The sequence below is a fragment of the Scytonema sp. HK-05 genome, assembly GCF_963872035.1.
GTDB lineage: Bacteria > Cyanobacteriota > Cyanobacteriia > Cyanobacteriales > Nostocaceae > Kalymmatonema.
This window is the reverse complement of sequence record NZ_CAWMYC010000125.1, coordinates 33,429-45,601: the sequence shown is the minus strand read 5'-3', so window position 1 is coordinate 45,601 and position 12,173 is coordinate 33,429. Positions and strand designations below refer to the sequence as shown.

Below are 12,173 nucleotides of genomic sequence, written 5' to 3'. Positions count from 1 at the left end.
AGTGATTATGCCTATTGAGGTTTTGCTAGTAGAAGACAACCCTGGCGATGTGGAGTTAACCCGCATAGCCCTAGAAGATAGCAAAATCTCCGTGAACCTGAATGTAGCGGTTGATGGCGTAGAGGCTATGGCATTCTTGCATAAACAGGCAAATTATGCTAATATGCCTACCCCCGATATTATCCTGCTTGACTTCAATCTGCCTAGAAAAGACGGGCGAGAGGTGCTGGCAGAAATCAAAGCAGATAAAATCCTCAAGCGCATTCCTGTAGTTGTTTTAACGACATCTGGGGCTGAAGAAGATATCCTCAGAGCCTACAACCTCTGTGCCAACTGCTATATCACTAAACCTGTTGACTTCGACCAGTTTGTCAAAATTGTACATTCCATAGAAAGTTTTTGGTTCACTGTTGTCAAGCTACCACCGGAGTGATAAGGGGGATGAGGGGGATGAAGGAGCAGGGGAAGAAACTAATGACTAATGACTAATGACAAATGACTAATGACTAAAAATAATGAAAATTTTATTAGTAGAAGATAATCCGGGTGATGTTCGTCTGTTGCAGGAATTTTTATGGGATGTCACCTCTGTCAAGCTTCACCTGAAGCAGGCGCAGGAATTAGAAGAGGCGCTGCACTTTTTGGAGCAAGAAAGGTTTGATGTCATTCTGCTAGACCTTTTACTTCCGGATAGCGAGGGACTAGAAACGTTTATCAAAATCCATCATCAGGCTCCTGCTATTCCCATTATCGTGTTGACAGGTTTTGATGATGATACCTTGGCGACTAGGGCAATGCAAGAAGGCGCTCAAGATTATTTGGTCAAGGGACAGGTGAATGGTGACTTACTGGTACGCTCAATGCGTTATGCTATTGAGCGTCAGCGAACGGAGGAAGCTCTGCGACAGAGTGAGGAGCGATTTCGGGTTGCTCTCAAGAACTCTCCTATCTTTGTCTTTAATCAAGATAAGGAGTTATGCTACACCTGGGTATATAATCCAAGTTTTGGGTTGACGGCACAAGAGATATTAGGCAAGCGAGACTGCGATTTTATTTGTGCTCAAGATGCAGAGCGTCTGACAGCTATTAAACGTGGTGTACTTGCCACGGGTATAGGAACTCGAGAGGAAGTTTCTATTACAACCGATCAAGGGACGCGGTATTACGATTTAACTGTAGAGCCATTGCAGAATGAGTCGCAAGAAGTCGTAGGCATCACCTGCGCTAGCATCGATATTAGTGAGCGCAAACTTGCTGAAGAGAAAATCCGCCAACAAGCGGCTTTACTTGATGTTACTACTGATGCGATTATTGTGCGAGATTTAGAGAATCGCATCTTATTCTGGAACAAAAGTGCAGAAAATTTGTACGGTTGGCAAGCTCAAGAGGTATTTGGCAAAAATGCCAACAAGGTTTTGTACAAGGAAATACCACCAGAAGTGGAAGCAGCTCTTTCAACCGTTATCAGCAAAGGTCAGTGGCAGGGCGAAGTAACTAAAGTTACTAAACTTCGTAAGGAAATTCTGGTAGAAAGCCGTTGGACATTAGTCTGTGATGAACAAGGAAAACCGATATCTATTCTCTGCGTTGACACAGATATTACCCAGAAAAAACTCTTGGAATCGCAATTGTTCCGCGCCCAACGCTTGGAAAGTATTGGCACCTTAGCTAGTGGTATCGCCCACGACCTGAACAACATCCTGACGCCGATTTTAGCAGTGGCTCAATTGTTACCCCTGAAATTCCCTGACGTCTACGACCAAGATAAGCACCTGCTGGAAATACTAGAAAACAGCGCCAAACGTGGAGCAGACTTAGTTAAGCAGGTTTTGTCATTTGCGCGAGGCGTGGAAGGGAAGCGCATGGCTTTACAACTCAAGCACCTGATCCGCGAAGTGGTGAAGATTCTCAAAGAGACGTTTCCTAAATCCGTTGAAGTCTCTATTGACATAGTGCCAGATTTGTGGATAGTTTCTGGAGATGGTACACAACTTCATCAGGTGCTGATGAACCTTTGTGTCAACGCCCGCGATGCTATGCCCAATGGCGGGACTTTAAGTATCCGTGCCGAAAATCTGTTTATTGATGAAAACTATGCGGGGATGCACTTAGAAGCCAAAACCGGACCCTATACTGTGACGACTGTTTCGGATACTGGAGTTGGCATTCCTCGTGAAGTTTTAGACAGAATTTTCGAGCCATTTTTCACAACTAAAGAACAAGGTAAAGGTACGGGGTTAGGTCTTTCCACTGTTATTGGCATTGTCAAAAGTCACGGTGGCTTTGTGAACGTGTATAGTGAGGTGGGATCTGGCACGAGTTTTAAGATTTACTTACCAGCAGTGCAGGAAATGGAAACACAGCCAGCACAGGAAATGGAGATTCTGGCGGGACAAGGAGAATTGATTCTGGTTGTGGATGATGAACCCTCGATTCAAGAAATTACCAAAGCTTCTTTAGAAACATACAATTACAAAATTCTCACTGCTAATGATGGCATTGAGGCGATCGCCTTATACGCCCAACATAAGCACGAAATTAGTGCTGTGTTGATTGATATGATGCTACCTGCCTTAGATGGTTTAACTGCGATGCGTACTTTGCAAAAAATCAACCCACAAGTCAAAATTATTGCTTCTAGTGGGCTGATGTCTAGCACTAAGCTGGCAGCAGTGATGGACAGTGGTGTCAAAACATTTTTGTCGAAGCCTTACACGCTCAAGGAATTATTGCACACTTTACAGGTGGTTCTGAGTGAAAACTAACCTACAGCTTAGGTTTGTACAATATATGAAGTATCATCTGGTTGCCATTGGGAACGCGAAATGACGTAATACACGACATCATGACCGTAGTAGCGAGCATTCTTTTGATACTTCATTCCGACTTTTTGAATCACACGCACTCAAGCAATGTTTTGTGGTATGGCAATAGCGACAATTTTATCGAGCTTGAGTTCCAAAAACCCATACTTCAAAGTGGCACCCGATGCTTCTGTCGCAATTCCCATGTTCCAGTACGATTTGTCAAACACATAGCCAAGTTCAACCTCCGGGGTATTTTCCAAGAAACCAAGCCCGCAACGACCAATCATTTTGCCGGTGTCTTTGTGAATGACTGCCCACATTCCAAAGTTCTGTTCTTGCCACTGTTTGATATGTTTGAACAAGCTTGTTTGCGTTTGTTCTTTTGTTCTTGGCGATAGATATCTCATGACTTCTGGATCGCTGTAGAGGCGAAACAAGTCATCAAAATCGTCTTAACCGTAGCCGTGCGGTTTCAATTTCAGGCATTTTCTAAAATGTAAGGGGAATTATCGGGTTGCCAGGCTTTTCGTGCAAGGGCATAGTACACCACATTTAAGTTGTAGAAGTGGGCATCTTTTTCATACTTCAACCCTGCTTTCTCCATCACACGCCGCGAAGCCAAATGTTCTGGTGCGGTGATGGCAACAATTTTATCTAGCTTGACTTCCTCAAAACCATATCTCAGGCTTGCTTTTGTCGCTTCCGTAGCAATGCCTTGATTCCAGTAACCTTGATCCAAGCGATAGAGGACTTCAACTTCTGGGCTGCTTGGTAAAAAATTTAATCCGCAATGACCTAGTAATTTACTAGTTGGCTTGTGAACAACAGCCCAAACCCCAAAGCCATGCTGATTCCAATGTTGGATAAAAAACTCTAAAATTTCCTGAGTAGCTTGTTTTACCTTTTCTTTTGGAATTGGTCCTCTAGGTGAGTATTTCATCACTTCTGGATTACCCAAAATCACACTGAGTTCCTCCAAATCCTCTAACATATAAGGTCTCAGCTGCAGCCGTGCGGTTTCAATCTCTGGCATGGTGTCAAGGTAGGAATGGAAACACTACATTAGGGAGATGTGCTTTTTGTGTTGTAAAAATTAATATAATGCTCTTATTATGAGCACTTCCAAACCCCAAAAAAAAATTCACACAGGTTCCCGTCGGGGTGAAAATGACTGGCGGTTATTTTTGCGTCTCGTACCTTATGCCCGTCGTCATGGGCGATCGCTCTTCGTTAGCATTTTGCTGCTGGTGCCAATAGCAGTCGCTAACGCTGTGGAACCGCAGCTGATTGGACAAATTATTTCCCTGATTCGCAAAGAACCAAACACCTATGAGTTTCTCAAGAATCGCCCGTTGTTACAGGGGCTAAATATCATTGAAGGGTTGTTGCTGATCACGCTCAGTGTACGACTGCTATTTACAGGTTTTCAGGGTTATTTGGTACAAAAGCTAGGTCAGCAAATCACTGCGGAAATTCGCCAAGACTTGTTTCATCATGTCACATCTTTGGCGGTGCGCTTTTTTGACAAAACAGCCGTAGGTAAATTAATCACCAGACTCACCAGTGATGTGGAAGTCTTGGGAGATGTCTTTTCCACCGGGGCGATCGGCATTGTCTCAGATATGTTTTCCATGCTGGTGATTCTTGGTTTTATGTTTTCTATGCAGTGGCAACTTGCTTTTTTGCTACTGATAGTTTTCTTGCCAGTTGCCTGTATTATAATATACTTGCAAAAAGAATATCGCAAAGCCAATTATAAGGTCAGGGAAGAACTTTCTCTACTCAATTCTCAGCTACAAGAAAATATTATTGGCATAAATGTCGTGCAATTGTTCCGGCGGGAAAAATTCAATGCAGAGTTGTTTCGCAGGAACAATCAACGTTACGTCCACGAGGTAGATAATACTATCTTTTATGATTCAGCGGTTTCGTCAACCTTGGAATGGATTGCCTTAATTGCCGTTGCAGGTGTTTTGTGGGTGGGCGGTGATTTACTACTGGGAAAAAGCTTGACTTTTGGGATATTATCTGCATTTATATTCTATGCCCAGCGCTTATTCGACCCTTTACGGCAGTTTGCGGAAAAATTCACTGTGATTCAATCTGGTTTCACTGCTATAGAACGCGTGAGTGAAATTTTGGATGAACCGATAGAAATACGCGATCGCGCTAATCCCAGATTCTCAATTTTGGATTCTCGGTTGGGTTATATAGACGGAATAACTCATAATCCCGAACTTCCAACGGAAAATTCACAAGCTGAACTTGGAGAAATCCGCTTTGAACACGTCTGGTTTGCTTACAAAGACGATGATTATGTGATCAAGGATTTGGACTTCACCATTCATCCTGGTGAGAAAATCGCATTAGTAGGTCCTACAGGTGCAGGTAAAAGTTCCATCATCCGTCTTTTGTGTCGCCTTTACGAACCAAATCAAGGACGTATTTTGGTGGATGGGATAGATATCCGGGAAATACCCCAAGCAGAACTGCGGCGTTACATGGCTGTGATTTTGCAAGAAGGTTTTTTGTTTGCTGGTGATGTCAAAAGCAACATTACGTTAGGGGACAGCTACAGTTTTGAGGAAATCCAACAAGCAGCAGCGAAAACTAACATCACTCAGTTTATTGAACAACTGCCCCAAGGTTATGATACCCAACTCAGAGAACGGGGTACAAATCTTTCTAGCGGTCAAAAGCAACTTTTAGCATTTGCGCGTGCTGCAATTCGCAACCCAGAAATTTTGATTCTGGATGAGGCAACTGCTAGTCTGGATGTTGGGACAGAAGCTTTAATTCAGGAAGCTTTAAACAAACTTTTAGTGGGACGTACCGCCATCATTATTGCTCACCGCCTGTCTACAATTCGCAATGTGGATCGGATTTTTGTACTCAAGCGCGGAGAGTTAATAGAACAGGGAAGTCATGAAGAGTTGCTGCAAACAGGAGGAATGTACGCCACTTTGCATAATTTGCAGATGTTAGGAAGTTGAAGAATTTTGGATGTTAGATTTTAAATTTTCATTTAACTGCCCTACCTCCTGATCAGAATTGGCGATAGTCCTTCATAATACTTGTGGGGTGGGCTGTCCAGCCATTGGTGTCAACTTAAGCAATGAAAGCTCAGCATTACAGCATTTTATCTTTTTGAGGGGGTCTGGGGGAGCTATAAGACCCACACCATAATTTAATTTGGTGTGGGATACATGGACTCCTCCAGGTTAATTTTACTCCGATTCAATATCCCTAAAATTAACAAATATAACCCGAATGTTTCTTGATGATTCTTGGCAGAAATGATAGCATTCATATACCGGATAACTAACGGTTGCCTTGACTCAAACGGACACGCCTTGGTAGCGTGGCGAACAGCGCAAACGGCATAAACTAGTCTGTACCTTGACAACTGAAGTTAGGGCGTTCCAGCCAGAATTTGCTATAGGTCGTAGCTTCTGTGGCTGGGTAAAAACTTCACAGTATGTAGGTCTAAGGCTTCAAGAGCGAAAACTTGGTAGCCATGTACGCATGGGCTGTGCGGAAGGGAAACTGCCTGGGCAATCGGTCTGCCGGGGAATAAGTCATGATAGCGAAGCGAGACGTAGTCTGGCTGTTCTAGGTAAGTGGTGAAATACCTGCACGCGGAAATAACCAGGAAGGCTTAATCGCGAGATTGAGAAGCCTACACTATAATCTTTGATTTAGTGTAGGAGAGGTCACTGTTATTATGTCGCCCACAATTTTGCACAGAACCCCACCCCGGTTTTGTCTTGCGCCAAAACTTCCCCTCCCCGCTTGCGGGGAGGGGATTAAGGGGTGGGGTGAAATCAACGTGGAATCAAGGGTTGAACGTGATTGTTGACACGTATGGTATCTTACCCGCCCTTACCTCTTTTTATCTACATACTCCCACATTTACTATAAGTTGCCAGCTTATTAGAAGCAAGGCAGAAGCTATCTACAGCATACTTAGGACAGACTGATTCTTGCGTAGCATTACAAGAAGCCCGAAGTTTTACACTTTGAGTTTCGTCTTTCACCAGCTTGGCTTGATAACAGTATAGACCATCTGGTTTTTCAACATTTAACTCAGCGAGAATCATATTTTTGTCTAAGTTTTGCTGAATGATTTCGCCTGAGACTTTGTAGTTAAACCAATCCCATCCGTAGCGAAGAATGAGTTCTCTTTCTAAAACTTGAAGTGAGTTTGGCAGAATTCCCCAACCTCTATACACTTTCTTCAATAATGTGATGTCACCAGTACGAGTCAAAATCGACTGAAATGATTCTTGATCTAAAGCTCCATAATATCTTCCATCTGGGAAATCTATAGCTGTTGGAGCAAACCGATGTCCACCAAAATGGCTAGATTTCCAAATACGAACATTGTCTAATTCCAAACTAGAAACGATAGATGTAGCGTTAAAGTAAAACGGATTGCCATACCTAGCACAACACCTATCATGGCTACCGTGAGTACATATAAGAATATCTCTCGTTACACTTGTTTGAGCATCATAATCAGAAAATCCGCCCCGTAACCATTTTCTAACAACCGGTGCTACTAGCTCAATATTTGCCAACTGAAATTCTTGCTTACGATACCCATTGCTCAAACCCTCTTTTCTTTGATAAATCAACAAGGTTGTGCTATCTGCTTTATGCGATACATTGTTGGCAATCAAGAGAAACTTGATAGGCAACTTATTTCGTTTCACCTCCTTGATCAAAATCTGCAAATTTTCAGGAACCCACCTAGAGTTAAAACCTTCCGATGTCCAAGGTGGAGGACATTCCACTAATATATAAGTCTGCTCATTAGTGGCACTACCAATAATATCTTCTCCTGCTTGTCGCGAATAGTCGGAACAAAAGAAAGTATTCATCTCACTCTACTGTACTTAATTAATGTGTTTTACGAACAAAGGATATTACAAACAGAGATGGTGTTATTAGCTACCAATTTCCCGAACAACACCTTCGGCTGTCAAGCATAACAACAGATGAAAGATATTTATCTTCCAGTCAAAACAGGGTAGCCCATTGCTTACAAGGCTTTTCGTACAAACTCCTACGTTCAAAAAGCTGACAGCTCTTTTGATGAGTGCTTTCTTGTCTGCAATGATAATTTTAGATACCCAACAATAGAGTATCTTTATACTCCTCTTTTTATCCACTTCCCACTGCTGCAAGAAGTTAGTATTTGTGCTTTGATTTAGTAATTTTTCATTTAAAGCAAAGTACAAATTCAAATACTTGAGTTGATGGAAGTTTAAAGTAGATGAAATATCTTTCCCAGAAAAAGAGCTAGCAATTTTATTTTGCCCTTCACTAGATAGAAAAACTGCTTCTTGTGTACAATTTTTTTTTATAAGTTGTTGCAGTCTAAATGGTTTTCTCAAATTTATCAGTTGATACATATTGATAATTTTTCTCAATTGCAAATCAAAAAAATAAAAGGGAAACTAATTATTACGAATTTCTAGCATCAAGTGAGAGTACATAATTTAATATGTTGCACCCTTTTTTGTATACTTAATACTAAATATTAGCAACTATTTATTGCTAATATCATTTTTTTTCAACATCAATCTTCAACTTATAAGAGGTATTTTTACTTAGCGGTAACATGGCAATCTCCTCAAGAATAATATGAATATCACTGGTACGGCACTGCTTTTCGGCAGATTTTGCTCATTCCTACGATATATTCTGACTTAGACTATCTTAAGCATTTTTTCACCTTTTCTAAGCTCCTGAAAATGCTATCAGGGCTGGAGTAGGGCGTCTGCTATGACTCTAACGGAAGTCAATAACAAAAGCAAGTATTTGCCAATTTTTATAATCATCACTACCGTTCCAAACTGGGAGATGCGAGCTAATGCATTCTTTCACTCGCATCACATAGCTGACAATGCCTGCTGGAAGGAGGTTTTGCCTTCCGGATACGATAATTATTCTCGGATAGTAGAAAATTTGTGCAAATAGTTTAAGGAAGTTACCTTCTTTCATGCTTGGAGAAAAACTTAGAATTCAGAACTCACAATGTAGAATAATTCTCAGAATAAATTTGGGTAATTCACAAAAAAAAACTTGTTGTATTTATGAATAAATTCTAGGGTTGCAACCTTGCTCCACCGAATCTTGCAGATTTTATAAGCTGAATTATGAGTCGTAATTTCTTGCTTTGTCATAACTCTTATCTGACTCGATTCAAGTTAATATAGTAAATAAAATAAATCCCGCGAGTTGTTGCTATGGCTTCTGCTTGTTTCCGCTTTTATGCAGAGTTGAATGATTTCTTAGCTTCGCATAAAAAGCAGGTAAGAATAGCCCATTTTTTTACTGAAAAAGCCTCAATTAAAGACATGATTGAATCTTTTGGTGTCCCTCATCCAGAAGTTTCTTGTATTGAAGTGAACGGAAAATCTGTAGATTTTTCCTACATTGTCCAGGATGGAGATAATATCGATGTCTATCCAATTTCTGCTACAGATATAGTTACATCCACCATCTCTATTAGACCTGAACCCCTAAGTATTATCCGCTTCGTTTTAGATATTCATTTAGGCAAGCTAGCAACATCTTTACGGCTGTTAGGGTTTGATACGTTATACCGCAATGACTATGAAGATGAAGAATTAGCTCACATCTCCAGTACCCAAAACCGAATTCTGTTAACTCGCGATCGCGCTTTATTAATGCGAAGTATTGTGAGCTATGGCTACTATGTAAGAAATACTGACCCGCAGAAACAAATTGTTGAGCTCATGCAACGCTTCGACCTGTATAAATTAGTATCACCCTTTCAACGGTGTTTACGCTGCAATGGATTATTAGAACCTGTAGCAAAAGAATCAATTGTTGACCAATTGCCAGAAAGTGTCAAATTGTACAATAATGAATTTCATCGCTGTCAAAACTGCAACCAAATTTACTGGAAAGGGTCGCATTATGAAAGATTGCAACAGTTTGTTGACTTGGTAGTGGGTAATAAGTAATGGGTATTGGGTAGTGGGAAAACAACTAACCACTCATAACCAACAACTACCAATTCCCTAATCTCTATTACTCATAGACTGTGACATTGATATTAGCGCTTGATTTTGGCGGAACAAAGCTGGCAGCAGCGACGATAAATGCGGGTTCCAAGCAATGGCTGGGATACGAACGTCGCCTTTCACCTCCAAATGCAAATGCTGACACTGATTTGGAAATTATGCGTTCTGTTATCAATTCTTTACTAAAGGGAGCGAAACCAGACGCTATTGGTGTTAGCTTTGGCGGACCAGTGGACGCAACAACAGGGAAGGTCAGGCTGTCCCATCATGTCCTTGGATGGGAAAATGTTCCCCTGCGCGACTTGCTAGAGGAAGAGTTTGGCGTTCCTGCTGGTGTAGATAACGATGCTAATGTTGCTGCTTTGGGCGAACATCGCTTTGGTGCAGGTCAGGGTTACGATAGCTTGTTTTACATTACCGTTAGCACTGGCGTGGGGGGCGGTTGGATACTCAATGGTCAGCCTTGGCGAGGTAGTGAAGGGATGGCTGGCGAAATTGGACACATGGTTGTAGACCCGAATGGACCTGTGTGTTTGTGTGGAAAGCGGGGGTGTGTGGAGAGGTTGGCTTCGGGACCTTATATGGCGCAGGATGTGAGGGAGGTTTTGAGAAACGAACCGCCAAGACGCCAAGGACGCCAAGGAGGAGACATTCTCAGAGAGTTGGTGGGAGATAATTTGGAGTTGATTACGGGACAAGTGGTGAGTGAAGCTGCGGCGGGTGGGGATAATTTGGCTCAGGAAATTTTGTACAGGGCTAGTTGGGCGCTGGGTGTGGGTATTGGTAATGTGGCGAATTTAATCAACCCGCAGCGGTTTGTGTTGGGTGGTGGTGTGATGAAGGCGGGTGAGGATTTTTGGGAGGTGTTGCGAAGGGTGGCGCGGGAGACGGCGTTACCTGAGGTGAATTTTGAGATTGTTTCAGCAGCGCTGGGGGATGATGCCCCGTTGTGGGGGGCGGTAGCGTTGGCTGAGGATATTTTATGCTGAAGGTTTAGAGCCAGGATTCAATAGACCTCTTACAAAAGTATGATTAATGGATATTTAGAACCACAGATGCACACAGATGAACACAGATAAATCATCCGTGTGCATCTGGAGGACACTGCGCCCTTGGGGGTTCCCCCCGTTGAAGCAAGTGTCCGTTGTTCATCTGTGGTTTGATTTTCATTCTTCTTGACTTTTGCAAGAAGTTTAATGTAGGACTTAGGCACTGTACAAATACACAGTAATATGCATTTAAGCTCTGGGATTCGAGTGTACTGATTCGTGACAGGTTAAGAAAAATGCACTGGATTAGCCTGTAAGCGGATGCGCCGAAGTACCTCCCCAACGGTTGCAACAATCATCACTCCAGCCACAACGGTTAGTGCGCCATGTACGGTCATCTCGAAGCCACCTAATGCAACCAGTAACGTTGTTGCCGCTGCTGGGGGATGAGAGGCTTTCAGAAGTAATCCGAACAGCATATTCAATCCCACGGCTAGCACGGCAGCCCAAACGCGAATCGGCGTCAGGTGGTGGGTCGAGAGAACGGCTGGAGCCGCCTGTGCTCCTACCAGGGCAACCGATAAAAAGCCTGCTCCCAGTCCCAAGCAATGACCGATTACGGTGTTGTAGAATCTGGCTGTAGGCTGTCCTGGGGTTTCAACCTGCAAAAAGGCAGTTGGACCTAAGCTAGGAAAGAGCCAGGGTTGGTGTGCCAAAAGCCCGATGATGCCAACCATTAACATCAATCCCCCAGCGGTCAGGGGTGCCCATACGACATCAGGGAGTGCTGCAAACCACAGCCATTTTTGCCCAACGCCATTCTTGTTCTTCTGATGCTGTTGACTCATGTTGTTTAAGCGTTAGGTTGCCACAACGAGCGCCTGGGGTGCAGCTTGCTGAATGCGAGAGTGCAACCAGGCAAGCTGCCGTTTGGTCTGCGCAGTAAACCGCTGACAAAAGGCTTCTAACTCTGGGTCACGCAGAGCTTTGGCGGCTTGGTCTAGCACTCCTAAGCAAAGCTGCACCTCGCTCGCCAGCAACCACAAATCGTGGAGGTCACGCATCAGAGCAAGGCTACCGGTGCGGGGTCCGGCAAAGAGTACCTGAGTCAATCGCTCTGGTTCGTCACTTTTCTCCTCTGAGTAGCGTTCAATCAACGGTTGGAGGGACGCGATCGCCTCCTGTGACCAAGACGCTACAAGCTGGCAGGTCTGATAGATATCGGGTTCATCGCCGTGATGATCTGCCACCAACAGGAGTGCATCTACGAGCTGCTGTTCGCTGGCATCAAGTAGCCCCAGGTAGTTCCCAATATGCAT

The 12,173-nt window shown here is 43.2% G+C and carries 13 protein-coding genes; 6 read left to right on the top strand and 7 right to left on the bottom strand.

Features of this window, described 5'->3' with window-relative positions:
* Positions 1-7: 7 nt before the first annotated feature.
* Together AACT52_RS26900 and AACT52_RS26895 are read left to right on the top strand one after the other, a co-directional pair.
* Positions 8-433 (top strand): response regulator, encoded by a 426-nt coding sequence (locus AACT52_RS26900; RefSeq protein ID WP_073627764.1) that lies wholly within the window; start codon positions 8-10, stop codon positions 431-433.
* 82 nt (positions 434-515) lie between these two features.
* Complete coding sequence (locus AACT52_RS26895; protein WP_073627514.1) at positions 516-2,765, top strand: hybrid sensor histidine kinase/response regulator; 2,250 nt, start codon at positions 516-518, stop codon at positions 2,763-2,765.
* 8 nt (positions 2,766-2,773) lie between these two features.
* Here AACT52_RS26895 and AACT52_RS41525 read toward each other — a convergent pair whose 3' ends face one another.
* The 3 genes from AACT52_RS41525 to AACT52_RS26885 all read right to left on the bottom strand — a co-directional run bounded on the left by AACT52_RS41525 (position 2,774) and on the right by AACT52_RS26885 (position 3,840).
* Positions 2,774-2,899: a hypothetical protein gene (locus AACT52_RS41525; RefSeq protein ID WP_272937061.1), complete on the bottom strand. Its 126-nt coding sequence runs from the start codon at positions 2,897-2,899 to the stop codon at positions 2,774-2,776.
* 6 nt (positions 2,900-2,905) lie between these two features.
* Positions 2,906-3,214 (bottom strand): GNAT family N-acetyltransferase, encoded by a 309-nt coding sequence (locus AACT52_RS26890; RefSeq protein WP_233153790.1) that lies wholly within the window; start codon positions 3,212-3,214, stop codon positions 2,906-2,908.
* A gap of 71 nt (positions 3,215-3,285) precedes the next feature.
* The gene (locus tag AACT52_RS26885) at positions 3,286-3,840 is read right to left on the bottom strand and encodes a GNAT family N-acetyltransferase (protein ID WP_073627512.1); all 555 of its coding nucleotides are present in this window, start codon (positions 3,838-3,840) and stop codon (positions 3,286-3,288) included.
* A 79-nt stretch (positions 3,841-3,919) separates the two neighbouring features.
* Between AACT52_RS26885 and AACT52_RS26880 the strand changes: the two genes are divergently transcribed.
* Together AACT52_RS26880 and AACT52_RS26875 are read left to right on the top strand one after the other, a co-directional pair.
* The gene (locus tag AACT52_RS26880) at positions 3,920-5,800 is read left to right on the top strand and encodes an ABC transporter ATP-binding protein (protein ID WP_073627510.1); all 1,881 of its coding nucleotides are present in this window, start codon (positions 3,920-3,922) and stop codon (positions 5,798-5,800) included.
* Positions 5,801-6,206: 406 nt separating this feature from the next.
* Positions 6,207-6,434 (top strand): hypothetical protein, encoded by a 228-nt coding sequence (locus AACT52_RS26875; RefSeq protein ID WP_143172712.1) that lies wholly within the window; start codon positions 6,207-6,209, stop codon positions 6,432-6,434.
* A 269-nt stretch (positions 6,435-6,703) separates the two neighbouring features.
* On the opposite strand, the gene AACT52_RS26870 is transcribed toward AACT52_RS26875, so the two are convergent.
* Together AACT52_RS26870 and AACT52_RS26865 are read right to left on the bottom strand one after the other, a co-directional pair.
* On the bottom strand, positions 6,704-7,690 hold the full coding sequence (locus AACT52_RS26870) for a sucrase ferredoxin (protein ID WP_073627508.1): 987 nt from the start codon (positions 7,688-7,690) through the stop codon (positions 6,704-6,706).
* A gap of 66 nt (positions 7,691-7,756) precedes the next feature.
* Positions 7,757-8,224: a hypothetical protein gene (locus AACT52_RS26865; RefSeq protein ID WP_073627506.1), complete on the bottom strand. Its 468-nt coding sequence runs from the start codon at positions 8,222-8,224 to the stop codon at positions 7,757-7,759.
* 837 nt (positions 8,225-9,061) lie between these two features.
* On the opposite strand from AACT52_RS26865, the gene AACT52_RS26860 reads away from it, so the two are divergent.
* Together AACT52_RS26860 and AACT52_RS26855 are read left to right on the top strand one after the other, a co-directional pair.
* Complete coding sequence (locus AACT52_RS26860; RefSeq protein WP_073627502.1) at positions 9,062-9,805, top strand: Mut7-C RNAse domain-containing protein; 744 nt, start codon at positions 9,062-9,064, stop codon at positions 9,803-9,805.
* Positions 9,806-9,885: 80 nt separating this feature from the next.
* Positions 9,886-10,854, top strand: a complete 969-nt coding sequence (locus tag AACT52_RS26855; protein ID WP_073627500.1) for an ROK family protein — start codon at positions 9,886-9,888, stop codon at positions 10,852-10,854.
* Between the two features lie 287 nt (positions 10,855-11,141).
* On the opposite strand, the gene AACT52_RS26850 is transcribed toward AACT52_RS26855, so the two are convergent.
* Complete coding sequence (locus tag AACT52_RS26850) at positions 11,142-11,702, bottom strand: HPP family protein (RefSeq protein WP_073627498.1); 561 nt, start codon at positions 11,700-11,702, stop codon at positions 11,142-11,144.
* Between the two features lie 12 nt (positions 11,703-11,714).
* Positions 11,715-12,173, bottom strand: coding sequence for a molybdopterin oxidoreductase (locus AACT52_RS26845; protein ID WP_083629998.1), 459 nt, complete (start codon positions 12,171-12,173; stop codon positions 11,715-11,717).

Coding starts and splice junctions, on each gene's coding strand:
- AACT52_RS26850 (WP_073627498.1), bottom strand. CDS start 11,702: ATGAGTCAACAGCATCAGAAGAACAAGAATGGCGTTGGGCAAAAATGG.
- AACT52_RS26845 (WP_083629998.1), bottom strand. CDS start 12,173: ATGCATATTGGGAACTACCTGGGGCTACTTGATGCCAGCGAACAGCAG.
- AACT52_RS26900 (WP_073627764.1), top strand. CDS start 8: ATGCCTATTGAGGTTTTGCTAGTAGAAGACAACCCTGGCGATGTGGAG.
- AACT52_RS26880 (WP_073627510.1), top strand. CDS start 3,920: ATGAGCACTTCCAAACCCCAAAAAAAAATTCACACAGGTTCCCGTCGG.
- AACT52_RS26885 (WP_073627512.1), bottom strand. CDS start 3,840: ATGCCAGAGATTGAAACCGCACGGCTGCAGCTGAGACCTTATATGTTA.
- AACT52_RS26895 (WP_073627514.1), top strand. CDS start 516: ATGAAAATTTTATTAGTAGAAGATAATCCGGGTGATGTTCGTCTGTTG.
- AACT52_RS26870 (WP_073627508.1), bottom strand. CDS start 7,690: ATGAATACTTTCTTTTGTTCCGACTATTCGCGACAAGCAGGAGAAGAT.
- AACT52_RS26890 (WP_233153790.1), bottom strand. CDS start 3,214: ATGAGATATCTATCGCCAAGAACAAAAGAACAAACGCAAACAAGCTTG.
- AACT52_RS26865 (WP_073627506.1), bottom strand. CDS start 8,224: ATGTATCAACTGATAAATTTGAGAAAACCATTTAGACTGCAACAACTT.
- AACT52_RS26860 (WP_073627502.1), top strand. CDS start 9,062: ATGGCTTCTGCTTGTTTCCGCTTTTATGCAGAGTTGAATGATTTCTTA.